At 50.8% G+C, this 24,740-nt stretch carries 22 protein-coding genes; 3 read left to right on the forward strand and 19 right to left on the reverse strand.

The genetic code is table 11. The features are described 5' to 3' along the window. Positions 1-250 precede the first annotated feature (250 nt). Both eat and BLQ55_RS05975 read left to right on the forward strand, forming a co-directional pair. Positions 251-1,615, forward strand: a complete 1,365-nt coding sequence (eat, locus tag BLQ55_RS05970) for an ethanolamine permease (protein ID WP_092252896.1) — start codon at positions 251-253, stop codon at positions 1,613-1,615. Positions 1,616-1,735: 120 nt separating this feature from the next. Continuing rightward, positions 1,736-1,903 (forward strand): DUF2897 family protein, encoded by a 168-nt coding sequence (locus BLQ55_RS05975; RefSeq protein ID WP_092252898.1) that lies wholly within the window; start codon positions 1,736-1,738, stop codon positions 1,901-1,903. Between the two features lie 207 nt (positions 1,904-2,110). Here BLQ55_RS05975 and BLQ55_RS05980 read toward each other — a convergent pair whose 3' ends face one another. Beyond that, a complete protein-coding gene (locus BLQ55_RS05980) occupies positions 2,111-2,962 on the reverse strand; it encodes an urea carboxylase-associated family protein (RefSeq protein WP_092252900.1) in 852 nt (283 codons plus the stop codon). Between the two features lie 387 nt (positions 2,963-3,349). Between BLQ55_RS05980 and BLQ55_RS05985 the strand changes: the two genes are divergently transcribed. After that, positions 3,350-4,453, forward strand: a complete 1,104-nt coding sequence (locus BLQ55_RS05985) for an acyltransferase family protein (protein ID WP_256326539.1) — start codon at positions 3,350-3,352, stop codon at positions 4,451-4,453. A 62-nt stretch (positions 4,454-4,515) separates the two neighbouring features. On the opposite strand, the gene BLQ55_RS05990 is transcribed toward BLQ55_RS05985, so the two are convergent. From BLQ55_RS05990 to BLQ55_RS06075, 18 genes are all read right to left on the reverse strand, one after another. Next, entirely contained in the window at positions 4,516-4,851 is a 336-nt protein-coding gene (locus tag BLQ55_RS05990) for a ComEA family DNA-binding protein (protein WP_092252904.1), read from the reverse strand. 113 nt (positions 4,852-4,964) lie between these two features. Next, the gene (locus BLQ55_RS05995) at positions 4,965-6,959 is read right to left on the reverse strand and encodes a polysaccharide biosynthesis protein (RefSeq protein WP_092252906.1); all 1,995 of its coding nucleotides are present in this window, start codon (positions 6,957-6,959) and stop codon (positions 4,965-4,967) included. Between the two features lie 113 nt (positions 6,960-7,072). Continuing rightward, positions 7,073-8,089 (reverse strand): MraY family glycosyltransferase, encoded by a 1,017-nt coding sequence (locus BLQ55_RS06000; protein WP_092252908.1) that lies wholly within the window; start codon positions 8,087-8,089, stop codon positions 7,073-7,075. A gap of 34 nt (positions 8,090-8,123) precedes the next feature. Further along, the gene (locus tag BLQ55_RS06005) at positions 8,124-9,164 is read right to left on the reverse strand and encodes an NAD-dependent epimerase/dehydratase family protein (RefSeq protein WP_256326540.1); all 1,041 of its coding nucleotides are present in this window, start codon (positions 9,162-9,164) and stop codon (positions 8,124-8,126) included. After that, a complete protein-coding gene (locus tag BLQ55_RS06010; RefSeq protein WP_092252912.1) occupies positions 9,080-9,829 on the reverse strand; it encodes a glycosyltransferase family 2 protein in 750 nt (249 codons plus the stop codon). Before BLQ55_RS06010 ends, BLQ55_RS06005 begins: the two co-directional genes overlap by 85 nt. Before the next feature lie 6 nt (positions 9,830-9,835). After that, the gene (locus BLQ55_RS06015; RefSeq protein WP_092252914.1) at positions 9,836-11,245 is read right to left on the reverse strand and encodes a mannose-1-phosphate guanylyltransferase/mannose-6-phosphate isomerase; all 1,410 of its coding nucleotides are present in this window, start codon (positions 11,243-11,245) and stop codon (positions 9,836-9,838) included. 93 nt (positions 11,246-11,338) lie between these two features. Further along, complete coding sequence (locus BLQ55_RS06020; RefSeq protein WP_092252916.1) at positions 11,339-12,313, reverse strand: GDP-L-fucose synthase; 975 nt, start codon at positions 12,311-12,313, stop codon at positions 11,339-11,341. Between the two features lie 2 nt (positions 12,314-12,315). Further along, positions 12,316-13,434, reverse strand: coding sequence for a GDP-mannose 4,6-dehydratase (gmd, locus tag BLQ55_RS06025; protein WP_092252918.1), 1,119 nt, complete (start codon positions 13,432-13,434; stop codon positions 12,316-12,318). Positions 13,435-13,456: 22 nt separating this feature from the next. Next, positions 13,457-14,599: a hypothetical protein gene (locus BLQ55_RS06030; RefSeq protein ID WP_092252920.1), complete on the reverse strand. Its 1,143-nt coding sequence runs from the start codon at positions 14,597-14,599 to the stop codon at positions 13,457-13,459. Between the two features lie 32 nt (positions 14,600-14,631). Then, on the reverse strand, positions 14,632-15,531 hold the full coding sequence (locus BLQ55_RS06035; RefSeq protein WP_092252922.1) for a hypothetical protein: 900 nt from the start codon (positions 15,529-15,531) through the stop codon (positions 14,632-14,634). Continuing rightward, positions 15,521-16,579 (reverse strand): pseudaminic acid synthase, encoded by a 1,059-nt coding sequence (pseI, locus tag BLQ55_RS06040; protein WP_092252923.1) that lies wholly within the window; start codon positions 16,577-16,579, stop codon positions 15,521-15,523. The genes BLQ55_RS06035 and pseI overlap by 11 nt, the downstream gene beginning before the upstream one ends. A gap of 1 nt (position 16,580) precedes the next feature. Further along, on the reverse strand, positions 16,581-17,111 hold the full coding sequence (pseH, locus tag BLQ55_RS06045) for a UDP-4-amino-4,6-dideoxy-N-acetyl-beta-L-altrosamine N-acetyltransferase (protein ID WP_092252925.1): 531 nt from the start codon (positions 17,109-17,111) through the stop codon (positions 16,581-16,583). After that, complete coding sequence (pseG, locus tag BLQ55_RS06050; protein ID WP_092252927.1) at positions 17,104-18,222, reverse strand: UDP-2,4-diacetamido-2,4,6-trideoxy-beta-L-altropyranose hydrolase; 1,119 nt, start codon at positions 18,220-18,222, stop codon at positions 17,104-17,106. The genes pseH and pseG overlap by 8 nt, the downstream gene beginning before the upstream one ends. Then, on the reverse strand, positions 18,216-19,037 hold the full coding sequence (locus BLQ55_RS06055) for an SDR family NAD(P)-dependent oxidoreductase (protein ID WP_092252929.1): 822 nt from the start codon (positions 19,035-19,037) through the stop codon (positions 18,216-18,218). Before BLQ55_RS06055 ends, pseG begins: the two co-directional genes overlap by 7 nt. Next, positions 19,019-20,644: an aldo/keto reductase gene (locus BLQ55_RS06060; RefSeq protein ID WP_092252931.1), complete on the reverse strand. Its 1,626-nt coding sequence runs from the start codon at positions 20,642-20,644 to the stop codon at positions 19,019-19,021. Before BLQ55_RS06060 ends, BLQ55_RS06055 begins: the two co-directional genes overlap by 19 nt. Then, on the reverse strand, positions 20,641-21,798 hold the full coding sequence (gene pseC / locus BLQ55_RS06065; RefSeq protein ID WP_092252933.1) for a UDP-4-amino-4,6-dideoxy-N-acetyl-beta-L-altrosamine transaminase: 1,158 nt from the start codon (positions 21,796-21,798) through the stop codon (positions 20,641-20,643). Before pseC ends, BLQ55_RS06060 begins: the two co-directional genes overlap by 4 nt. Before the next feature lie 3 nt (positions 21,799-21,801). Beyond that, on the reverse strand, positions 21,802-22,800 hold the full coding sequence (pseB, locus tag BLQ55_RS06070; RefSeq protein WP_092252935.1) for a UDP-N-acetylglucosamine 4,6-dehydratase (inverting): 999 nt from the start codon (positions 22,798-22,800) through the stop codon (positions 21,802-21,804). A 32-nt stretch (positions 22,801-22,832) separates the two neighbouring features. Continuing rightward, positions 22,833-24,089 carry a lipopolysaccharide biosynthesis protein gene (locus tag BLQ55_RS06075; RefSeq protein ID WP_092252937.1) on the reverse strand — a complete coding sequence of 419 codons (1,257 nt, stop codon included), beginning with the start codon at positions 24,087-24,089 and terminating at the stop codon, positions 22,833-22,835. Positions 24,090-24,740: the final 651 nt, after the last annotated feature.

Consider the following 24,740-nt stretch of genomic DNA (forward strand, 5'->3'; position numbering starts at 1 on the left):
CCCTATCGCGAGCAAGCTCGCTCGCACATTTTGATCTGTTGTCCACTGTACCTCCTGTGGGAGCGAGCTTGCTCGCGATGAGGCCTGGACAGGTGCCGACGCTCTGAACTGGGGCACAAAACCAGGCCATCCGGCAGCGAACATCCCCGATACGACACGATTTCACCCATTACGACCGCCCCCGCCACACTGGCACGCCCACTGCACTGCCCCTCCCAGCGCTTTTGCTATGGATCGAGGGGAGCCACTGATGAACACACAACTCAAACCCACCCTGGGCACCCTGCATTTATGGGGCATTGCCGTCGGCCTGGTGATTTCCGGCGAGTATTTCGGCTGGAGCTATGGCTGGGGCGTGGCCGGGACGCTAGGTTTCCTGATGACGTCCTTTATGGTGGCGGCCATGTACACCTGCTTCATTTTCAGTTTCACCGAGCTGACCACCGCCATTCCCCATGCTGGTGGGCCGTTTGCCTACAGCCGTCGCGCCTTCGGCGAGAAAGGCGGATTGATTGCAGGGCTGGCGACGCTGATCGAATTCGTCTTCGCGCCGCCAGCCATTGCCCTGGCCATCGGCGCCTACCTGAACGTGCAGTTCCCGGCGCTGGACCCGAAACACGCCGCAGTCGGCGCCTATATCGTGTTCATGGGCCTGAACATCCTCGGGGTCAAATTGGCGGCGACGTTCGAGTTGATTGTCTGTGTCCTGGCGGTGGCCGAACTGCTGGTGTTCATGGGCGTCGTGGCCCCGGCGTTCAGTTTCAGCAGCTTCGCCCTGAACGGCTGGGCCGGTTCGGATGTGTTCGGCGCACCGGCCATTGCCGGCATGTTCGCCGCGATTCCCTTCGCCATCTGGTTCTTCCTGGCCATCGAAGGTGCGGCCATGGCCGCCGAAGAAGCCAAGGACCCGAAACGCACGATTCCCAAGGCTTACATCAGCGGCATCCTGACCCTGGTGTTCCTGGCGATGGGCGTGATGTTCCTGGCCGGCGGCGTCGGCGATTGGCGCACCCTGTCGAACATCAACGATCCCCTGCCCCAAGCCATGAAAACCGTGGTCGGCGAAAGCTCCGGCTGGCTGCACATGCTGGTGTGGATCGGCCTGTTCGGCCTGGTGGCGAGTTTCCACGGGATCATCCTGGGCTACTCGCGGCAGTTCTTCGCCCTGGCCCGCGCCGGCTACCTGCCCGCCTCCCTGGCCAAACTGTCACGCTTCCAGACCCCGCACCGGGCAATCATCGCCGGTGGACTGATCGGCATTGCCGCGATCTACAGCGACGGTCTGATCAACCTCGGCGGCATGACCCTGACCGCGGCGATGATCACCATGGCCGTGTTCGGTGCCATCGTCATGTACATCATGAGCATGCTCAGCCTGTTCAAGCTACGTAAAACCGAGCCCAACCTGGAACGTACTTTCCGCGCACCGGGTTATCCGATCGTGCCGGGGATCGCCCTGTTGCTGGCGCTGGTGTGCCTGGTGGCGATGGCCTGGTTCAACGCACTGATCGGGCTGATCTTCCTCGGCTTCATGGCGGCAGGCTTCGTCTACTTCATCCTCACCGCACAATTGCGCGCAGACGCGCCCGCCGATGCGATGCTGACCGGGCTTTGAGGTGAAGCCGGCCGAACGGGCGTAGTATGGAACCACTGCGAACAACCTTCGCTCATAAGTGGTAGGTGCGATGGAACGGCGAAATACTCGTTCGTCCCTCGCACCCTCAAGGAGAGCCCTATGCCCTGGTATGCCTGGTTGATTCTGATTGCTGCAATCGGCTCGATCGTTGGTGGTCTGATGATGCTGCGCGACACCGCCAACAAGGTCGAATTGACGGACGAACAGCGCAAGCGTGTTGCCGAGCGCAACGCGGAAATGGATGCGAAAGAAGCCAAGGATCGTTGAGTGCTGGCTAGCACAACACTGTGGAGTATTGCCTGACACAACACTTTTGTGGTGAGGGGATTTATCCCCGTTGGGCTGCGCAGCAGCCCCAAAACCTGTCACGCGGGTCTATCTGATCGACTGGGTGGGTTTTAAAAGGGGCCGCTGCGCGCCCCAGCGGGGATAAATCCCTCGCCACAGAAGGCCACGTCCTGTCCGCCTACTGAGTTACTTCTCCCAATCCGCCTTGGCAATATGCAACCCATGCAACCCGTTGTACGCCGCCCGCTCAGGTTGGCTCCAGCCCTCCAGCAATGAATCCTCCAACCGATAGATCTCAACCCCCAGCGGACGACAGACGCTAAGGGGATCCTGCGCATCCGGCCCCCACATGGCCAGCGACAGGTCACCCCCCGGGCAGGTGGACAGTGCACACAACAGATCGATCTCGGCAAAGAATTCCAGGTAATCCCCTTTCTGCGCCGGACAGGCCTTCATGAAGTACATGTCGTCATGGTTGAGCCCGGTGCACTGGAAAATATTCAGTACGTCGTGCACGTCGAACTCCGTCAGGCCGTGGGGCAACACGGCACGGGTCAGATTCGAATGGCAGTGATGGTGGAAATCCTCCCCTGTCAGCATCCTGTTTACATACGGATCGCAGCGCGTCCCCAACAGATCATGCAGTCGTCCACCATGCTCATCGATGCCATAACCGGCCAGGCTGTCATCAGTGATGGTCACTAACGGTCGCAGGAATGGCAGGTTCGACCACAACCGATCATGGGTACTGACGTGGGCGCCCTGGAGCTGGCGCGTGCGCGCCGCCCACAGGCGTTCCCGTGGGTCGTGGGCGTTCCAGACGTTGAAGTCTCCCACCTGCGGGCCCACCGGGGTCGTGACTCGGAACACATGACCGGCCGGTACGTGCCAGGCGCGACCGGTACGGATCGGCACCTCGAACTGTTCGATCAGGGTCCGCTTGTCCTGCTGCGCGCGAATTCGTTCGTAGAAAGGTTTATCCACCTGCAGGGCAGAACCTTTGCTGACCTGGTAGGCGGCTGGGTAGTCTTTGTACATGGCGCAGGTCCTTGATCATTGGTGATGGGTGGGAGCCAGCAATTGCAAAAGCAGTTGCTAGCACTTCGTCGCCCTAGACCGACGCGAGCAAAAACACTGCAAGCGCTCAACGATGATACCTGCCCGTAGCTTATTGTTCAGCGGATAAGAAAGGTCCGCTATTCATGCTCAAAGCCTTAAAATTGTTCAATCGTCGGTCCTTCGCATAGATAACCGCACCTTGTGCTAGCTGGACCACTTAATGTCCATGGGACTATACGTCACATTTTCAAATACCGCCCTCACACACTGATCAATGTAGGTTGAAAGCTAGGAATCTGCGATACTACGCGCCACAACAGCTTTCACCCTAACGTCAGAATGATCAACTTTCGGACAAAAAAACTAATGCATCGAATACACTCCATTGACTACATGAGAGGCCTTCTTGCCCTATGCGTAATTATTTATCATTTTATGAGTTGGAGTACAGGAACTCCCGACAGCAGCACTACACTAGGAAGACTGGGAGTGTATGCAGTATCGATATTTTATATCATTAGCGGCATATCACTCTACCTCGCATACTCCGATTTAAAGCTTTCTAGCCAGAATCTACTCAACTACTTCACAAAGCGATTTTTCAGAATTGCTCCACTCTACTGGATCGCCACGCTTTCAACAGGACTGTACCTGTATCTCGCGACTCCAAATTTCACCATCGACTGGGAAAAATACATATCCAACCTCACCCTCACTTTTGGATATTACCAACCTAGAAACTATGTACCAGTCGGCGGTTGGTCAATTGGAAATGAGATGGTTTTTTATGCTCTGTTTCCATTCCTCATCGTATTGGCAAAAAAAAAATGGACATATCTCTGTGCGAGCCTAGCCCTTGGCTCCGTATATTTTTACTTCTCAAGCTACCTGTTAACGCCCACCCAGACTCTAGCACAGCAATGGACCACATATATAAGTCCATTTAACCAAGCATTTCTTTTCTCCATGGGCGTGGGCATCGGTTTTATGAGACAGTCGTATAAAAGTACAAACAACCTCCACCCCACAATCGCACTCATTTTCACATGCACAGCCTTTACATACTGGCCTGTCGATGGCAACCAGATAAACATCGTCACAGGATTTAATAGAGTATTTTTCACATTCATATGCGGAATTGCTTGCTGGGCCGTTTTGAATATTAATATAAAACCAAAAAAATACATCACACCCATCTTGAAATTTATGGGTGACATTTCATATTCAGCATACCTGCTCCATGGCGCAGCTTTTTTCTATACTTCAAAATATTTTCTCCCTTTGGTTTACAGCACTCCATCACCGCATGAAAAATTACAATTTTTCTGCGTAATTACTTTACCGATCACGATCATCTTAAGTTATTTTGTTTACAACTTTATCGAAAAGCCCTTCATTAATTTTGGGAAACATTTAACCAATCGTTCGAAACCACATCATTCACATGCTAGAGCACCAACGGAACAGTGAGTGACTGAGATTTAACCTATGAAAAAGGCCGATCATTCGATCGGCCCTCCCTATTCATATGCTCAATTAACTTCCAGTCTTTCACGATTCCTATCAAGAATCGCCTTGCCAATACCCTTGACCTCCAGCAACTCCTCCACCGAAGAAAACGGCCCATTACTCTCTCGATAAGCAACAATCGCTTCGGCCTTGCCCTTACCTATCCCTGACAGCTCCCGTTGCAGCGTTGCGGCATCCGCTCCGTTTATATCCACCTTGGTATTTTGCGTTTTGAATGGCTGCTCCACTGCTTGTGGCGTAGCGCCCGACTCTTGTTTGGCCGCTGGGGCGGCAATAGCAGCTATCGAGGCGCTGCTCAGAAGGGCAAAAATCAAAGAGTAGAAGTAGCTTGTACGCATAAATGACGCTCCATGACATCGTTAAGAGAGAAGCAGCTTTCCGAAGCTGCCTCTCAAACTTAGGCCATGATGTGTGGCTGTCAAAAATGCGTACGTTACAGCGTATGTAATGATTAGGGTTCGAGGCGGCGTTGCTGGTAGATCCAGTCGACAATCTCTCCGTCCGGAGCGTAACCACTGACGGTATCACGAAGCAGTTGACGGACCCTGGTGTAGTCATCCTGCTCAATGGCGGCCAGCAACTCGGCCAGCTTGGACTTGAGCGTGTCCCAAGGCAGATGGTCTTCGTTGGCACTCATGATCATTGGATGCTGGGTCGCGACGACGTTGTCGCCAATTAGTAACTCTTCGTAAAGCTTCTCGCCTGGACGCAGACCGGTGAACTCGATTGAAATGTCGCCGTGGGGGTTCTTTTCCGAACGGACACTCAAGCCGGATAGGTGAATCATCTTTTCCGCCAGTTCGACAATCTTTACCGGTTCGCCCATATCCAGTACAAAAACGTCTCCGCCCAACCCCATGGAGCCCGCCTGAATTACCAACTGAGCAGCCTCAGGGATGGTCATGAAATAACGCGTGATCTTTGGATGCGTGACGGTCAACGGCCCGCCAGACTTGATCTGTTTGTGAAACAGAGGAATAACCGAGCCGGATGACCCTAACACGTTGCCGAACCGGACCATGGTGAAACGGGTTTTATTGACCCTTGAGACGTTAGCCTTATCGTCAAATAACACAGGGGCCAGTTCGCGACTAAGGGCCTGCAAGGTCAGCTCTGCAAGCCGCTTGGTGCTACCCATTACATTGGTCGGGCGCACCGCTTTATCCGTAGAAATCAGCACGAAGTTCGATACACCTACCTGCAATGCAGCCTGTGCCGTATTCAACGTGCCGATCACATTGTTCAGGACGCCTTCGGCGATATTATGCTCGACCATCGGAACATGTTTGTAGGCTGCGGCATGATAGACCGTGTCGACATTCCAGGTTTTCATCACGTCCAGCAGTTTATCCTGGTCTCGCACCGATCCAAGAATAGGCAGCAACCGAACCGACAACGATTCCCGAATCACTCGAGGTTCAAGTTCAGACAGAATGCTATAGAGATTGAATTCACTGTGCTCATACAGCAGCAGCGTAGTCGGCTTCAGCGCCAGAATTTGCCGACAAAGCTCGGAGCCAATCGAACCGCCGGCCCCAGTGACCAAAACTGACTGGCCAGTGATGCAATGCTCCAGCAGGTCAGGTTGTGCAGGAACCGGATCGCGCCCTAGAAGATCCGCGATGTCCACTTCTTGAATATCATCGACCTTGACCCGGCCGCTGGCCAGGTCCATGAATCCAGGAACACTGCGTACATGCAGCGGGAAGCCTTCAAGCAACGTCAAAATCTCCCGACGACGTCCACGTGACGACGAAGGCACCGCCAGCAGAATCTCTTGTGCGCCGGTGGTGTCGATCATTTTTTGGATATGCTTGGGCGCGTAGACCTGTAGCCCAGCAATCACGCGGTCTGTAATACTGTTATCGTCATCGATGAATGCAACGGGGCGCATCACTCGCCCCATTCGTAGCGCGGCCACGAGTTGATTACCTGCGGCGCCTGCACCATAAATAGCTACTTTCGGGAGACCGTCATCCCGGTTGGTAAAGGGCACATGCTGGGCTGCGGTAAACCAGTCTCCCAAGAAGTATTGCCGCATCATCAGGCGCAAGCCGCCAATCATGATCAGGCTCAGCCACCAATAGTTGAAAATGATGGAGCGTGGCACCACGGTTTTATGGTTGCTATACCAATACACCAAGAGCGCCAATAGCAAGGCTGAAAGACTGACCGCCTTGCAAATAGTAATCAGCGCATCGTTGCCAAAATAACGCATGACGGCGCGGTACATGCCAAAGCGAATGAAAATTGGAATAGCGATCAGTGGAGCGGATACGAAAAGCCACAGATGTGTTTCGATTGGGCTGGCCAACGCCTCGACACCCAGTCGAACGACAAATGCCAGCCACAGGGCAACCCAAACCAGAACCACATCAGTGGCTACTTGGATTGCGCGCTTGTGGCGTCTTGGCAACCCCAACAAAGCCGATCTTATTTTATCCATAACCCCTTCACGCACCTTGGCCAGCTCCTAAAACAAATGCATTCCTAAAGCACGCAATTATATTTCCGTCTCTTAGACAACCGATAAGGAAAAACGTGAATCTTACCCTGAAATCAAGTTTTCTCCAGCTCACCAGCGTGAAACCTGACGGCAAGCAGCACCAACGGAACATAGGCCACTATCAAAACCAACGCGCCATCCATGTTCCACAAAATGATAGATGCCGCCAGAGGCAGGAGCCAGAACAGGTTAATCACCGCCACCCCCAAGGTTACCGGCAAATGACGGCCATACTGACGCGAAGCGAATTGGTATGCATGGCTGCGGTGGGCTTCATACACCTTATCGCCTCGTAGCAGGCGTCGTATCAAGGTGACGGTTGCATCGACGATGAACACGCCCAACAAAATTAGCCAGACCCAAAGCAGCTTGGGTGAAGTCCAGGCTGCCTGCAACGACAACAGGCCGAGGATGATGCCGAGGAATCCGCTTCCTGCGTCCCCCATGAAAATTCGTGCGGGAGGGAAATTCCAGTACAGAAACCCTCCAACTGCCATTGCGAGTACCAAGGGTGCCGCGATCAAGCTGTCAAAGCCACTCAACCAGTAAAGCAGACAAGCTCCGAGGCAAGAGCAAATCGCCTCGACGCTGGCGATACCGTCAATACCGTCCATGAAGTTATAGAGGTTGAGCATCCAGACCAGATAGAAGACTGCCAGGACGTGCCCAAACCAAGCTAATTCAAGTTCAAGACCAAACAAACTGATTGCCGGCAGACCGCCCAACCAATACAACGCCCAAATTGATGCCCCGAAATGACCGAGCAACCGCCAACGGGCAGCGATGTGGCCGTGATCGTCCAGAAATCCCAACACAGCGATCCCTGAGCCCGCTCCCAGCATTGCCCACATGATTGACCAGGGCAGGAAACCGGTAGCTGCCAATATGGGCAAGGCCAGCAGGAAACTGAGAACAATTGCCACGCCCCCGCCACGAGGGGTGGGAACAGTATGTGAGCTACGCGCGTTTGGGATGTCGATGATACTTCGGTCGAGCGCATATCTACGCAATGCACCGGTTAAGAAAAGTGACAGCAAAGCCGCAAGAGGAATTATTACCCAAGGAGACATAGAATAAACAGTTTCCATTATAGAAAGAGGAAGCTCAACGAGCGCGAGAAGAATAATCTTTCCCAGCCTTGAATAATGCTTCGTCTGGAGCTATCGGGGGGGTCCATCCCAAAAGGCTACGGGCTTTATTCGAGTCAATCACAAGAGAGCCATAAAGCTGATCGTATGTCGCTTTACGCCCTAACAATCGGGCAATTTTATTAATCACCCTGTTAGGGACAGGGAACAATCTCGCCTCATACCCCATTCCCTTTGCAAGATATCGAATAATTTGAGGAGTCGACACATCAATCCCATCAGACGCGAGAAAGGTTTGATTGGCAGCGGCCGGATGCTCAACGCATAGCGATACCAGATCAACCAAATTCTCTAAAGCAATCATACTGCGCTTGTTATTGACTCCTCTGAAAGGAAGTGGCACCCCACTAGCAACTAATTTCAACAAAGCTCGAAAATTTCCCGGCGCATGTCCGGCATAAACCAATGGTGGCCGAATAATAACCAGCTCCATACCATTTTTTATCGAAATATCCTTTAGTCCCTGCTCTGCTTCCAGTTTCGAAAGTGCATAATCGGCGTGAGGAATTAATGGAGAGCGCTCATCCAATGACCTGCCCGTCGTACTTGCTCCATGCACGCCAATTGAACTGATAAAAACAAATCGCTTCACACCTGCTTCGTGGGCCTGTTGCGCCAGATTGAGACTCGCCTCAACATTTACCTTCCTGAACTCCAGCAAGGGATCTTCACAGGTATCATCTAATTTATGAGCTCGACCAGCAACATGCACAACGCAATCAACGCCCTGTAAAACATGAGCCCATACAGTTTCACCCGAAAGATCACCGACACCGATAGTCTGAGAGCCGCCCAGAGTGACCTGCGGTGAACGGGATGCCGCTATAACGGAATAAGTAGAACCGAGAACTGAATGGAGCTTGCTCCCGACAAAACCCGTACTACCTGTAAGTAGAATCCGCTTAGTAGATCTCATTTTTTTAGATAGCTTGCCAATTTGAATGGGACCTTCATAGCCACTAGTAGAATATTGGTATAGATACCATTTTCTTTGCAAGCCCTGACAATTTCAAGATTTTGGTGAATTCGCCACCAAAAGCCAGTTGTACTTATTCCGCCGTCACGCATTTTAACCATGACTGCGTCGTGCCTTACCATTTTTACATTTTTAGAGAAAAACCGTGCCATCAACTCAAAATCAGCGGAAACGCGATAGCCCAACTTATAATCACCGAACCGCTGAAAAAGCTCGCGCCGCGCATAAAAAGTTGGATGCGGAATCATAAAACCAAAACGAACCTTCCACGGAGAAAAACCTGACGAAGAGTATCTTCGCATAACAACGTCAGTCTGTTTACGCTGTACAAAAACGAGATCCGCGTAAGTAGCATCCGCATCCGGATTGTTTTGCAAATGCATCACCAGATCTTGGATAACATTATCTCCGGCGAAAAAGTCATCCGAGTTCAAGATACCAACATAATCACCTGTTGCGGCCCTGACACCCTTATTCATAGCATCATATATACCCTTATCCGGCTCACTTATTACCTTGGCAATCCGGTCATCATATTCGGATATTATATCCAGCGTTCCATCTTTCGAGGCGCCATCCACGATAATGTATTCGATATCTTTATATTTCTGCGCAAGAACAGACTCAATGGTATCTCTAATAGTATCGGCACCATTATAGCAAACGGTAATTATCGAGATTTTCAACGCCGCCTAACTCCGACCATATATATCTTCAAACCGGACAATATCATCCTCTCCCAAATAAGTACCTGATTGAACTTCAATTAACTCTAACGGTATCACGCCTGGATTTTCCAACGCGTGGATCTGGCCCACAGGAATGTAAGTAGACTGGTTTTCCGTTACGAGATAGTTCTTATCTCCATTGGTCACACGTGCGGTGCCACTCACAACTACCCAATGCTCCGCACGATGATGGTGCATTTGTACCGACAGCTTCGCTCCGGGATTAACCGTAATGCGCTTAACTTGATAACGTGGGCCATTATCTATGCAGTCATAAACACCCCACGGACGATAAACTTCACGATGACTTGCATATTCAGAGCGTTTACAGTTTTTCAGCTGATCAACTATTTTTTTTACGTCCTGAACGCCACTCTTATGTGCAACGAGCACCGCGTCCTTGGTTTCCACGATCACAAGATCATCTACGCCAATGGCTGCGACAAGTCGATGAGTTGCGTGTACGTAGCTGCTATTTGTACGTTCAGTCAGCACATCGCCTTTGAACACATTGCCATTAGCATCCTTCTCGGCAGTGTCCCAAAGCGCCGTCCACGACCCCACGTCGCTCCATCCAGCATCAAGCGGTACCATTACCGCATCGGACGTACGCTCCATCACCGCATAATCAACTGAGTTCTCCGGACAAGCACCAAACGTCTGAGCATCGACACGGGTAAAATGCAAATCCTGCCGGGCATTTGCAAATGAGGCACGGCAAGCATGGAGAATATCCGGTGCAAAACACTCCAACTCTTCCAGATAACGGCTGGCTCGAAACATGAACATGCCGCTATTCCAAAAGTACTGGCCGCTGTCCAGGTATCTTTGAGCAGTCGCTGAGTCGGGCTTTTCCACGAACCGGCTGACAACGTAACCGCCAAGAGCAAGTTCCTCTCCCCTTTCCAGATAGCCAAAACCGGTTTCTGGATGAGTAGGCAACACCGCGAACGTCACCAGTTTACCCGATTCAGCCAGCGCCAAGGCATGGCCAATACTGATGTGGAACGCTTCAATATCTCGAATGAGATGATCGGCAGCAAGAACCAGCAAAATCGGATCATCCCCGCCAGCAGTCGCCTGCAATGCTGCGAGCGCAATAGCCGGTGCAGTATTGCGCCCTACCGGTTCAAGCAGAATCCGGGCTTCTTCCATGTCTAGCTGCCGCAATTGTTCCGCCGCAAGGAATCGCTGCTGTTCATTGCAGATCAGTATCGGCAGATGATGATCAAGCCCCTCCAGCCGCTTGATTGTCGACTGAAACAGCGATTGTTCGGCATCAACTAAAGGCAAAAATTGCTTGGGATTGAGCTGGCGGGACAACGGCCAGAGGCGAGACCCCGAGCCACCAGCCATGATTACTGGAAGAAACATACAAAATCGCCCTTTGCAGCTATCGAGTAGCCGTTAATTTTTTATTCATAGATTTATTACATCAATGGCCGGATAAATCTAGCCCGCACTGCATTAATCCCTGGCTTCCAACCGATGCTCTACAAACCAGCGATAAGCATCGCCCAGCCCGTCCTCCAGATCTATCGTCGCCTGCCAGCCCAGTGCACGAAGCCGCGAGACATCCATCAACTTGCGCGGAGAGCCGTCAGGTTTGCTTACATCAAAAGACAACTGCCCCTTGAAGCCAGTGACTTTGGCGATGGTTTGTGCAAGCTCGCGGATCGTACAATCTTTACCAGTCCCCACGTTGATATGCGACAACATTGGTTGGGTATTGGCCTGGTAGGTAGCACCATCAAGCTCCATCACATGGACGCTGGCCGCAGCCATGTCATCGACATGCAGAAACTCACGCATCGGATTGCCGCTGCCCCAGATAGTCACTTCGGCCTGATCGGCCTGCACAGCCTCGTGGAAGCGGCGAAGTAATGCCGGAATCACATGGCTGTTTTGTGGATGATAATTATCATGGGGACCATAGAGATTGGTTGGCATGACACTGCGGTAGTCACGACCATATTGACGATTATAGCTCTCACACAACTTGATCCCAGCGATCTTGGCGATCGCATAAGGCTCGTTGGTCGGCTCCAGGACTCCGTTCAGCAATGCGTCTTCCTTCATAGGTTGAATCACATGCTTGGGGTAAATGCAGGAAGACCCAAGAAACAATAACCGTTGAACGTCCGACGCGTGAGCCGCCTGAATCACATTCGCCTGAATCATCAAGTTGTCATAGATGAAGTCCGCGGGAAACGTATTATTAGCATGAATCCCTCCCACCTTGGCCGCCGCCAAGTACACCTGATCGATTCGGTGCTCGGCGAAGTAGGCGCGTACCGCCCGCTGGTCCAGCAGGTCCAGTTCGTCCCGTCCGGCACAAAGAACGGAGCGATAACCCAGCGCCTGGAGGCGACGCACAATGGCCGAGCCGACCATACCTCGATGGCCTGCGACAAAAATGTTCTGGTTCAATTCACGGGACATTATCAGTTCTCCACAGCGACCGGAACTTCATGACCGTGTTGTTTGAGCAAGGCATGGCGCTGAGCGGCCTTGAGGTCTTCACGGACCATTTCGGCACACATCTCCTGCACGGTGATTTCCGGCACCCAGCCAAGGTTTTTCTTGGCTTTGCTCGGATCCCCCAACAAGGTCTCAACCTCGGCCGGCCGGAAATAACGCGGATCAACACGTACTATTACGTCCCCGACATTCAACGCCGGTGCCAACTCGCCGTCAATGCGCTCGACCACAGCACGTTCTTCTACACCCTCGCCCTCAAAGCGCAAGGTAATCCCCAGTTCAGCCGCCGACCAGCGTACGAACTCACGAACCGAATATTGGACACCGGTGGCGATCACGTAGTCTTCCGGTTGCTCCTGCTGCAGCATCATCCACTGCATGCGAACGTAATCCTTTGCATGTCCCCAATCGCGCAATGCATCCATATTGCCCAAGAATAGGCACTGCTCCAGCCCTTGAGAAATATTCGCCAAGGCCCGGGTAATTTTGCGCGTCACAAAAGTCTCGCCACGACGTGGGGACTCATGGTTGAACAAAATGCCGTTGCAGGCATACATGCCATAGGCTTCGCGATAATTCACGGTGATCCAGTAGGCATACAGTTTTGCCACGGCATACGGAGAACGCGGATAAAAAGGAGTCGTTTCCCTTTGCGGAGTCTCCTGCACCAGACCATACAGCTCAGAGGTCGACGCTTGATAAAAACGGGTTTTTTTTTCCAACCCCAACAAACGAATAGCCTCAAGAATCCGCAAGGTGCCCATCGCATCGACATCAGCAGTGTATTCAGGTGACTCGAAACTCACGGCAACATGAGACTGGGCTCCCAGGTTGTAGACCTCATCCGGCTGAACTTCCTTGATGATCCGGGTGAGGTTCGAGGAGTCGCTCAAGTCGCCATAATGAAGGACAAAATTGCGGTTATCGACATGTGGATCCTGATAGATATGATCGACACGCTGGGTATTGAAGGAGGAAGCTCGACGCTTGATGCCGTGGACTTCATAACCTTTTTCGAGTAGCAGTTCAGCCAAATAGGAACCATCCTGCCCTGTAACCCCGGTAATTAAAGCTCTTTTCATGCTCCCATTCTCCCAGTCATTTTTAAGTTCTAGCAACGGCAGACGAATCTGCCTTGCCATGCGAAGGAAGCAATATCACTTCTCTTCTAAAATAGGGTGTGAACCGCCTGAAATACCAATAGAAAATCAGCGGAAAAACCAAAAAATCCATCAAATTAAATAAGTAAAATATATCAAACACTGCACGAAACAGGTACAAAAAAAGCACAACCATCAACAAATACTGCCTATCAAGCATTAATCTGACAAATGAAAGACCAGCAATAAAAACGAAGAAAAATATTGAAACACCGAAAAAGGAATGCAATCGCAAAAAAGCACTATGAGGATTACCGCCAAAGGCTTCGACCATCGGCACGCTTGTTAAATTTACTCCAGAAAAAAAGCCAATCAGATCCAAATGTGCAAAATAATCTTGAGCAATATAATATCTATCGCTTTCCAACCCCGCGGCCAAATTTGTACGAGATTGTACAAGATCATAAAAATACTCCCACCCAAAAACCAAAACAAAAAACCCCATCACGGCCATTACCGAAACCGCGAGAATACTTCTTCTCCACAAGACACACAACAAGAGCACAAAAGAAACAAAAATCCCATTACGACTATACAAAGGAATACTTATTAAAAACACCAAAAAAAACAACATCACCGATATAGACTTACCTGTATATTCCCTGGAGAAAATATACCCACTTGCAAGCGCTAACAATATCCCAGAGTATACATTTCGGCTTGAGCCGCTAAGCACCTTGTTAAACTCCGCAGCTCCATACCCCTGAACCAGAATCAGCCATATCGTAACAATCAAAAATATAAAGAAAGGAAGCTCAAAGAGCACCCAGGTTTTCCGAAACTCCACCGCATACCAGGCAACACCAAACCCTGAAACGAAAACAAAGACGGTGAAGACACTTCTATACTCAGACCAATCATAGTTAAAGAATGAAAAAGCAAACAAACAGAAAACCAAAAGCACTACGCCAAAAAAAGACAAGCCACTTCGCCCTCGAGAAATCGAAAGCATAATAGCGAACACAGCGACTCCAACAGCCACTGCCCCGGTACGATAGCCAATCTCTCCGTAATAAAAAGCTAGTGCAGAAAGAACAATATAAATACACGCATAAAAAAATGCGCTACCTCGAAGGACTGCGGCCACTTAAATCTCCTTCACGAAATGAATTCTTACCATCATTCCAGTTCAGCCGCCCCCAGAATTCCAGCCGATGGAGACAACTTACTTGCCGCCAATATATCTACATCGTATTTTTTTAGCTCGTACTTTAGCGCTTTTATGACTGACGCCACACCGACACCATTTTCGCCGATCGCGGTCTTATGCAACTCGAAGCCGGCCTCATCTGGATTTAACGGTTGAGGCAATGCCCCATTATTGAAAATAATGTCAGAAGCATCATACCCGTAAAAGTGCGGCCCCTGAAAATCCAGGCCGTGAACGATGACTCTCTTAAAACCCAACATTTTGGCCAAAACAGCCAAGCCGACGACACTGGATACAGCTTGAGGCAAACCTTGGGTTTCTGCACACATCTGCGTCATAACGGGAGCAACTCCTTTGCTGCCAAAAATCCTGAAATGTCGATCCTTTATAAAAAATGCCTTATCTGAATACAGCATGCCTATAAGATGCACGGAATTTTTTAGTTCAGACAAGTTCTTAAAAACAACCTTGGAATTCGCGAAAACATTAAATTTCCCCAAAGCAAAATAAGTCTGGTACGTATTCACAAAAAAACGCAAATCTTTAACCGATGCGTTCTCAATGAAATGCAAGTCAGGATCATTACATTTCAAAAAAGAAAAATTGAAACCTATAACAAACGACTTTGCACGATCAATGGTTTCATAGGAATGATTCAGGCTCCAACCCGACGCAAGAATATGACACTCAAGAGAGGAATCAAATCTATCAAGAGAAGCAACAAACTCTTGCATCCCCAGCCGCTTCAGCTTTGAAGCTCGCCGCCACTGCACAACGGACTCAAACCAAAGTATCAATCGTGCGCACAAAAGCTGAAGTGCCAGAGGAAACTTTCCAAGAGCCTTTCTGATATGCTTTTTATTTAGCATAAAAATCATTCATTTTGACAGGGGTATTTTTATCAACATCTCGAATCAACACGCTACCCACTACACTGCCCATCAGCTTTGGATGCAAGCCGAATCCTGGCCTTACACTCCTGACCGAATCAGCAGTGATGACGTCACCTGCTTTCAACGTTTTCACAAAATACAGTGATCGCCGAAACTGGACATTTCCTTGCTCACTAGACTTCCGGCCATAATCAACCTTCCCCAGCGCAGCCCACGCAGTCTTACTATCCCGACACAAAGCTACGAGCTCTGCAGGCTCAAGTGAGAAACTGTCATCAGGGCCACCGCCGCTCCGATCAAGAGTAAAATGCTTTTCAATGATTGAAGCGCCTAGTGCAACACTGGTTATTGCAGTGGTGTTATCCAATGTATGATCAGACAAACCAGTCACCAGCCCATGGCGCTGGATCATGTCAGGTATTGTACGCAGGTTGTAATCATGCGCTGGGGCAGGATAGCCACTTACGCAGTGAAGTATTGCTAGCTCTTTGCAGCCTCCCTCACGAGCAGCCTCAATAGCTTCTGCTATCTCCTCGGCGTCAGCCATCCCGGTGGAAATAATCATGGGCTTACCAGTACTGGCAACATATTTTATGAGAGGCAAATCAATAGCCTCAAAAGATGCAATTTTATAGGCTGGGGCATTTAACCCTTCTAGCAGATCGACCGCCGTACTATCAAAGGGCGAACTAAACATCGTAATATCCAATTTACGCGCATACTCAAAAAGCGGTGCGTGCCATTCCCAGGGCATATGAGCCTCTTGATAGAGCTCATAAAGCGTCCGTCCATCCCATAGCCCACCACGGATCTTGAAATCCGCAGAATCACAATCGAGAGTAATGGTATCTGCAGTGTAGGTTTGTAACTTGATCGCGTCAGCACCGGCCTTCTTGGCCTCTTCAACAATTCTCTTTGCGGTTTCAAAGTTACCGTTATGGTTGGCAGACAACTCAGCTATAATATACGGCGCTTCATCAGCCCCAACCTTTCGCCCTGCAATAGTAATACTAGGATTTGGCATATTATTGATTCCCATTTTCTAGCTGCCACTCACTGCGCAATAAACCGAAGCAGATGACCGCATGATAATTTTCGCCATCATAGTGCTGATCACGCAGAGTACCTTCCTGCTGAAATCCCAAACCATAATGGAATTTAATTGATCGCTCATTGAACGCGAGTGCCTGACCACAAACCTTATGCAATTTGAGGCTATTGAAGGCATAATTCAGGACTGTTTCCCCCAACTGTCGACCAGTACCCTTAACAGCATCCGGCGCTATGTAAAACCCCCAGTCCACCACTCCGAACGAGCTCAGTTCCGTTATATTCACAAAACCTTGAGGTTTTTCATCCTTCTCAAAAACCAGCAAATGTTTTTTTGAATCCTGGGAGGCTCGTTCAAACCAAGTGCGATGCTCTTCGATTGAGATTTCATGCTGAGTATACATATAACGACGAATCTCGGGATGATTACGCCAAGCCAGGACGACATCCAGATCGTTCGCTGTCATCTTACGTATCGCTAAACGTACTGCCTGCGAATTATCCATTTATATTACTCATTTGCTTGAGAACTTTCTGAACCCCCAAGCCATCGCAGATTCTACGCGCGTTTTTGCTCAGCTTTAATAATGTATTTTCGTTCGACAAGGCATGTATGGATGCTGGCATTTGCATGGGAATGTCCTGAACCTCTTCGATCAACTCAACACACCCAGAACTTAACAACGCCTCAGCACCTGACTTTTGATTTTCCGCCAATACCACCATTATTGTGGGGACTCCCAGACAGCAACGCTCCCAAGAGGTGCTTCCTGCCGCCCCAATAACGATGTCCGCCGAGGCCATTCGCTCCCCCATGTCGGTAATATTAACCAGTACTTCGGTCGGCCATGGCATATTGGTCGCAGCGCCAACTACTTCCGTCAAGTTAGGTGCATTGAGTCCCATCACAACGCTAATTCTGCAACTTGCTGGCAAGGGACACGTTTTCAAGGCTTGCAACGTCAGTCCAGTTGCATTCGCCTGGTCAACGCCTCCCATCGTAACCAAAATATGTTGGAGCTTCGGAGAGCCTCGCCGCTCCAGGCTTTGCTTGCGGAGTCTGGCAAATTCGGGTCGCAGGAGCGCATATTGCGGACCAACCATCGATCGGCAACTCTTGGGGACCAATGTCGTGTAGTCCTGCTCCGTGTGCCCCAGATTCTGGTCGAGCAATAAATCACAGACATGTTTGCGATCAGCCAAATCATCAATCACTAAAAGTCGAGGGGCAAACGCTTGAAGCGACGTTTCCCACTGCCTATCCAAAGCGTAATGATCGACGACTAACCAATCAGGTTTTAAGTCTTCGAGAATATTTTTACAGGCTTCGGCATCTTCTAATTGAGTGCCCCCTAACCAATGAGCATGCGTCGGTTCATCGGATTGTGTAACAGGCCCTGAGGAAGCCGTACTGTCGATTTTATTCAAACGATGGATATTGAACCCCTTGCTATAAATCAGATCCAGCAAGTGTCCTGGATGCTCACGGCAAATGAAGTGACATTCTGCTCCCTCAAAGCGCAGCGCATCGGCTAACGTCAGGCAACGCATGACATGTCCGCTGCCTATTTGCAGCGAAGCATCCACTCGAAAAGCCACGGTGGCATTGATCACCATGCTGTCCAACCGCCGTCCACTACCAGGTTAGTGCCGTTTACAAAAGACGCCGCCGAGGAGGCAAGAAACAGTATCGGTCCCATTATTTCCTTAGCTTGACCAATACGCCCCATAGGGACTTTCTGCGCGAGTTTGGCAATAAATTCAGGGGCGCCCTGCTGCACTTGGATCGACGGAAATGGACCAGGCGAAATTGAGTTGATACGGATATTTTCCCTACCAAACTCACATGCTGCGTATTTGCTCCAATGGATCATCGCAGCCTTGGCCGCACCGTAAAAAGGAGGATTGGTTCCGCTAGCTGTGTCGTAGATTCGAGCATCTGGGCTGACCATGCCATACATCGATCCGACATTGATGACTGATGCTTCGCCCGCAGAGCACACAGCTCGTCGCATCGCGGGCAGGGCGTGCTTTAAAACGTTATGAGCAGCGACTAGAGATACCTCATAAGCATCGAGATAGTCCTCACCGCCGCTGGTTTCCACGGTTCCACCGCCTCCTGCATAGGCATTATTGATCAATACATGCAGCTCACGCGGGGCAAATGCGTCCATAAACTCCCGCACCTGTACTTCGTTGCCCACATCGAATACCGCCAGCTCGGCAGAAAAGCCTTGGCTCGACAACTTCTCAACTAGCAAGGTGCCACGTTCAAAGGAACGTGAATTGACCAATACATGCGCACCTGCAGCAGCCACAGCGTTGCTCATCGCCGCGCCCAGATATCCCGTCGCACCTGTTATCAGCACGTTTTTTCCAGCCAATGAAAACAGCTCAGTTCCTTTGTTCAATCTCAATCCCTCAACCAGCATGCCGGGTTCAATGCCAGCTCCGTCAACCGGGGGCGGGAGGCCTGCAGAACTGATAGATGCCCGGGCTCTAACGGCGGTTTGCAGAACAGCTCCAGATTCTCCAACAGCTGTTCGGTATTCTCCATTCCTACAGCAATCCCATCGACCCAGGTCAATGCACGCAGGTAGGCGAAACAAAGATCGACAATACTGCTGCGCCCTAGAGTCGAGACCTGATTATCCAGCCACTCACGCACCGTTGCCGAATCATCCACATGAGCGGATCGCCAGCTAGCCACATTGTCATTTACCAACAGTCCCTGTAACAAGGCGCTGCGCACATGAATGGTGAGCGACCTGCCTTGTTTGGCTTCCTCTATGAGCGATATCGAGTCGTCCCAACGCCAGTCCAGAAGGTTATAGGGCAGTTGGATATGACTGACCAGCGGCTCCTCCAAAGCTCGTTGCAGTTCTACTGGGTTCTGCACAGAAACACCCAGGGCCGCAATGACGCCTTGCTGCCGTAACTCGGTGAGTCTTTCCCAGGCAGCCCCTTGCCATTGAACAAGCTGGGCAGCACGGTGCAGCATGACTACATCCAGCGTGCTTGTTTCCAAGTGGTGACATGACTCGAAAATACTGGCGTCTACAGCCGCCCGCACCCACAAGGGATCGGCATCAACTGGACAATCAGCCAGAGGGCTGAGCTTGGTAATGACAGTCGCCCGCCCTTCCCATCCGCCCTTGAAAGCAGCCCCGACAACAGCCTCGCTAGTGCCATAGGCCCGCCCGGTATCGATATACTTGACGCCGTTGATCACAGCGCAGCGAAGCATTTTACAAGCCTGGGCGAGATCAGGGCGACCGGATGTATTACTTACTCCGTAGTTCAATCCCAACTGCACAGTACCAAATACCAGTTTATCAGCTGCTTGAGCGACGATCGGCCGGTTCGGTAAGACCTCCAGCCTTTGCATCAACTCTTCACAGGTTACGTTCACAGCATCTGCAACCGAATTGAATACCTTCTGGACCAGCAGATAATCGTCAAGGTTGTCGACCGTGCAACGCAACAATCCCAGCCTGCGAGATTTATAACGTTCAAAATAACAACGACCAAAGCGTCTAATGATCAAAGGTGTTACGTGTTCAGTATCAAAAGCATCAACAGCACTGTCCAATGCCCAGCGCAGATGCCCGAGCCGCGTTACTTCGGCGCTGACTCCGTAGGGCAAACCGGATTCCATACCATTGCAACAGAGATACTCGTACCCGCCCTGAACGAAGGCCTCTTCGATCTCATCAAGTAAGAGACCGTCTGGAAAAACATTGTCGGCAGTCAAACGAAAAACAATGGCGTTATCAGGATACGCGTCCAATGCCTGAACTATACGTTCCAGAGGGCTTTCCAGACTTCCCCGAAAGCAACCCAAACCATGCGCATTGAGCACATCGGCCAGCGCATCATCACTGGCCAGGCTGGAGGTAGCAACGATCACTTCCCGCCCAGTGTTAGCCGCACGCTTTGCCGCCAATACGGCCAGCGGAATACCATTGATTGGCAATAGCACTTTGCCAGGGAGGCGAGATGAAGAAGTCCTCGCCTGCAGTACTGCAACACTTGTCATGAAACAGCCTTTCGTAACGAGGCAACCACCTGATCCTGCTGCTCGTCGCTCATCGTCTGGAACATCGGGATGCTAATGGCTTCGCGGTAATACGCTTGCGCCGCCGGGAAGTCTTCAGGCTTGAAGCCCATTTGCGCATAGTAAGGCTGGGTATGAACTGGAATGTAATGCAGGTTCACGCCAATCCCTTGCTCACGAAGCGATTCAAACACCTGGCGATGCGTCTTGCTGATTTTATTCAACTGCAAACGAATCACATAAAGATGCAAACCCGAGTAGCTGTCGGTGTGTTGCCAAGGAATAGTGACCGGTAATGTCGCCAACAAATCATTGTAACGCGCAGCCAATTGATGACGGCGGGCGACGTATTGGTCCAGACGTTCCATCTGACTAACACCCAAAGCTGCCTGCAGTTCGGTCATTCGATAATTGAACCCCAAATCAATCTGCTGGTAATACCAAGGACCGTCCGACTCATGAGTCATCTGTTGCGCATCGCGGGTAATGCCGTGGCTACGTAGCAAAGCCATTTTGCTGGCCAGCTCGGCATTGTTTGTCAACACCATGCCGCCCTCGGCAGTAGTAATGATTTTTACCGGATGAAAACTGAATACAGTGATGTCGCTGTACTTTCCGTTTCCGATAAATTCGCCTCGATATTTGCCACCGATAGCATGAGAGGCATCTTCAATCACTTTGAACCCGTAGCGCTTGGCTAACCCGTGGATTGCTTGCATGTCACAGGGCTGACCGCAGAGATGGACCACCACGACAACTTTGGGCAGCGCGCGCTCTCGCTCGGCTTGCTCCAACTTGCGCTCAAGCGCCATAGGGCAAAGGTTGTAGGTGCGTGGATCGATATCAACGAAATCAACCTGCGCACCGCAATAAAGGCCACAGTTGGCAGAGGCCACGAAGGTAACAGGACTTGTCCACAAACGATCACCAGGGCCCAACCCCAGCGCAAGACAAGCGATATGCAGCGCGGACGTCGCGCTGTTCACCGCCAGCGCATGGCTGGCTCCCACATGCTGGGCAACCTGCTGCTCAAAGCGGGGCACCATAGGGCCCTGGGTGAGGAAGTCAGATTGCAGCACCCCAATCACCGCATCGATGTCAGCTTGGGTTATGTCCTGGCGACCGTAGGGAATCATGTATCAGATGCTCCCGATCTTGGCTTCGTTGAGGCTGATCCAGTTTTTCAGATCTTCGGCGCTCATCCACTCAGTGTTGTTGTCACTGGCGTAAACAAAACCTTCAGCGACCTTCTTGCCGTCTTTGATACGTTTGGGGCAGGTTGCCCATTCGTTGATAACCGGCAGAATCTTAAAGTGCTCAGGGTATTCGTACGTGTAGTAGGAGTCTTCGGCACTGATCATCTGCTCATGCAATTTTTCGCCAGGACGAATGCCAACAATTTTTTGGGTAGCTTCGGGTGCAACGACACGTGCGAGATCTGTCACTTTCATCGATGGGATCTTCTTAACATAGATCTCACCGCCCTCCATATCTTCGAACGCATGCCAAACCAACTCGACCCCCTCTTCCAAGGAGATCATGAAACGGGTCATGCGTTCATCGGTGATCGGTAGTTCACCTTTGTCCTTGATCGACATGAAGAATGGAATGACCGAACCACGCGACCCCATAACGTTCCCGTAACGCACAACAGCCATGCGGGTTTCATGGCCTCCGGCGTAGGAGTTACCAGCAACAAACAGTTTATCGGACGCCAACTTAGTGGCGCCGTACAGATTGATCGGACTGCTGGCCTTGTCGGTGGACAATGCGACAACGCGTTTGATGCCCTTGTCGATGCAGGCATCGATCAGGTTCATGGCGCCATTGATGTTGGTCTTGATGCACTCGAAGGGATTGTATTCCGCGGTCGGTACAATTTTGGTCGCGGCTGCGTGAACGACATAATCAACACCGTCCAGGGCCCGGTACAAGCGCTCCTTATCGCGGACGTCGCCGATGAAAAATCGAACGCGGGAATCACCCTCGAATTTCTTCGCCATGTCCCATTGCTTCATTTCATCTCGGGAAAAGATGATGATCTTTTTCGGGTTGTATTTGGCCAGGGTCATTGGCACAAACGTGTTACCAAAAGAGCCGGTACCACCGGTGATGAGAATGGTTTTATTGGTGAACATTGACGCGTCCCTTGGTTGCTTCCTGCACGAAGTCAGGATTGAAATAAACGGTAAGGTGCAGGGGTGAGGCGATAGAAGCTCCACGATTTCCAGCACAAAATGACAAAGAAACTGATGCACAGCCCCAGCGGCACCGCAAGATGAGGCCGTACGTCCACAAAACTCCAGGTCACCAGAGCAAAAATGACCAGACTGGCTATTTGGCTATGGATGATCGGTCGATCGCGACCTTGGGCATACAACCCATAGTGGGGAATCATGCCCAGCGCGTAGAGCACCGTAGCCAAAAGTATCCAGACGAAAAGTCCCTGCTGCTCACTGTAAAGCGGCTTGCCTAGCCAAGCCAGCAATGGGCCTATCATAACCAGGGCGACTACCGAAAAAGCGCCGCAAAGACCAACGGTCTGCAGCAACAATTTGCGTAGACCTTGATGAAAATCGACGGGGTCGCGCTGCTGGTAGGCCCTGATCAGCCCTGGATAAATAAACGCAAATACACCCGCCTCCAGAAATGACATCAATGCCATACTGATACCCATGAACAAGACATAGGCACCTAGCACATCCAATCCCGCCAGATTTTGGAACCAATAGCGGTCCAAGGTGAAAATCCCCCGAATGGCCAAGGTCGCTATCAGCAACGCGGACGCCACCTTTAACCCCTTGACAATCCAAATCCAGTCGACACTTTGTCGCCAACCTGATAGTCCCATGCGCTTGACGCGGTATATACCCAAAAAAAGCGCTGTCGTCGATCCCAACGTCCAGGCGCCAAATACCATGTCCAGATTTCGCGTATCAGGTTCAACGAACATCAATCCCGTGATCAGGACTGCCCAGACCCCTGAGCGAAAAAACAGCACCAGGCTCGCAAAAAGCTGGTCTGAAATCGTGATCAGCAAGCGCCCCAATTCCTGAGTCAGATGCTCAAGTATCAGTAAAACGAAGAACCAGCCGACAACTTTCATTGGAAGCAAGTCCTTGATAAAAACCAAACTCAGCAACGGTAAAAAAATGAAGTAAAGCACCAAGGTCAAAGCCCCTTGTGCCTTGAGTAGCCCACCCCACTCGTGACGCTCGCGCTTGAGCAATTCACGAGTGCTATAGGTATAAAAATCGAACCCGAGAAAATACAGCGAATAACCAACGGTCGCGGCCAACAAGCCATAGATGCCTAGCTCGGCCGGCTCTAGAAAACGGGCAAGAAAAAAAATCAGCAAAAATTTGCTGACAAGCGTCAAGCCCCGAATTGCAATATTGGAAATTTGTAAAAAATTTCGAGCAGGCATTAAATTGGTCTATTCACGTTCGTACCTGATTGCAGCCGAATAAAAAGCACTTTTTATCCATGTGTTGACCTTGGCACGCTGCCACCCCAGAGACCACACCGTTGTTTTCCTGGGAAAGCGATCACTTAACTACCTATCGCTTCCACCCTCATGACTGCTTGATAGACTGCAAAACAGTTGCCAACGGTACGCTGGCTTGAATGAACAGATAACCGGAAAAATGAGTCGGTGTTAGTACGCAGTTATCGACACACAATGCGCTCATGCATGTCGAACCCACGCACTGGTAGCCTTGCTGGCCAAGGTGGCCTTGCCCATCCTCATCTTGACGAGGCTTGCACCGCTGGAGACATCCACGTCGACCTGAATCATCGGACGCTTGGGTTCAGAGGCCTAACCTGCATGCCCCTTCCTTTCTCATCCCAGGTGATCAACCTGCTACACAGTCCATTCTGGTTAAGCGATGGCAACCATCAGCTTGCCACCTAGCTGCCCCGGGCTAGCAACCACTCAGGAGGCATACTCAGCCTGCGCATATTATGCCTGTTCTCGAGCAAAATGGCTTTAGGGGTACCCACGTACGCGCTTGGATGTCCGATCCAGGCAATGCCGGAATAGCCGGAGCCCGCTTTCGCCAGACAGTTTATCTTT

The organism is Pseudomonas sp. NFACC13-1 (genome assembly GCF_900104425.1).
GTDB classification, from domain to species: Bacteria; Pseudomonadota; Gammaproteobacteria; order Pseudomonadales; family Pseudomonadaceae; genus Aquipseudomonas; species Aquipseudomonas fluorescens_AA.

Bases quoted from the DNA above. Each gene is read 5' to 3' on its own strand.
- BLQ55_RS06055 (WP_092252929.1), bottom strand. From the start codon at position 19,037: ATGCTGGTTGAGGGATTGAGATTGAACAAAGGAACTGAGCTGTTTTCA.
- pseB (WP_092252935.1), bottom strand. From the start codon at position 22,800: ATGTTCACCAATAAAACCATTCTCATCACCGGTGGTACCGGCTCTTTT.
- BLQ55_RS06000 (WP_092252908.1), bottom strand. From the start codon at position 8,089: ATGTCTCCTTGGGTAATAATTCCTCTTGCGGCTTTGCTGTCACTTTTC.
- BLQ55_RS05985 (WP_256326539.1), top strand. From the start codon at position 3,350: ATGCATCGAATACACTCCATTGACTACATGAGAGGCCTTCTTGCCCTA.
- BLQ55_RS06035 (WP_092252922.1), bottom strand. From the start codon at position 15,531: ATGCTAAATAAAAAGCATATCAGAAAGGCTCTTGGAAAGTTTCCTCTG.
- BLQ55_RS05980 (WP_092252900.1), bottom strand. From the start codon at position 2,962: ATGTACAAAGACTACCCAGCCGCCTACCAGGTCAGCAAAGGTTCTGCC.
- eat (WP_092252896.1), top strand. From the start codon at position 251: ATGAACACACAACTCAAACCCACCCTGGGCACCCTGCATTTATGGGGC.
- pseI (WP_092252923.1), bottom strand. From the start codon at position 16,579: ATGCCAAATCCTAGTATTACTATTGCAGGGCGAAAGGTTGGGGCTGAT.
- pseH (WP_092252925.1), bottom strand. From the start codon at position 17,111: ATGGATAATTCGCAGGCAGTACGTTTAGCGATACGTAAGATGACAGCG.
- BLQ55_RS06015 (WP_092252914.1), bottom strand. From the start codon at position 11,245: ATGTTTCTTCCAGTAATCATGGCTGGTGGCTCGGGGTCTCGCCTCTGG.
- BLQ55_RS05990 (WP_092252904.1), bottom strand. From the start codon at position 4,851: ATGCGTACAAGCTACTTCTACTCTTTGATTTTTGCCCTTCTGAGCAGC.
- pseG (WP_092252927.1), bottom strand. From the start codon at position 18,222: ATGGTGATCAATGCCACCGTGGCTTTTCGAGTGGATGCTTCGCTGCAA.
- pseC (WP_092252933.1), bottom strand. From the start codon at position 21,798: ATGATTCCCTACGGTCGCCAGGACATAACCCAAGCTGACATCGATGCG.
- BLQ55_RS05975 (WP_092252898.1), top strand. From the start codon at position 1,736: ATGCCCTGGTATGCCTGGTTGATTCTGATTGCTGCAATCGGCTCGATC.
- gmd (WP_092252918.1), bottom strand. From the start codon at position 13,434: ATGAAAAGAGCTTTAATTACCGGGGTTACAGGGCAGGATGGTTCCTAT.
- BLQ55_RS06075 (WP_092252937.1), bottom strand. From the start codon at position 24,089: ATGCCTGCTCGAAATTTTTTACAAATTTCCAATATTGCAATTCGGGGC.
- BLQ55_RS06020 (WP_092252916.1), bottom strand. From the start codon at position 12,313: ATGTCCCGTGAATTGAACCAGAACATTTTTGTCGCAGGCCATCGAGGT.
- BLQ55_RS05995 (WP_092252906.1), bottom strand. From the start codon at position 6,959: ATGGATAAAATAAGATCGGCTTTGTTGGGGTTGCCAAGACGCCACAAG.
- BLQ55_RS06060 (WP_092252931.1), bottom strand. From the start codon at position 20,644: ATGACAAGTGTTGCAGTACTGCAGGCGAGGACTTCTTCATCTCGCCTC.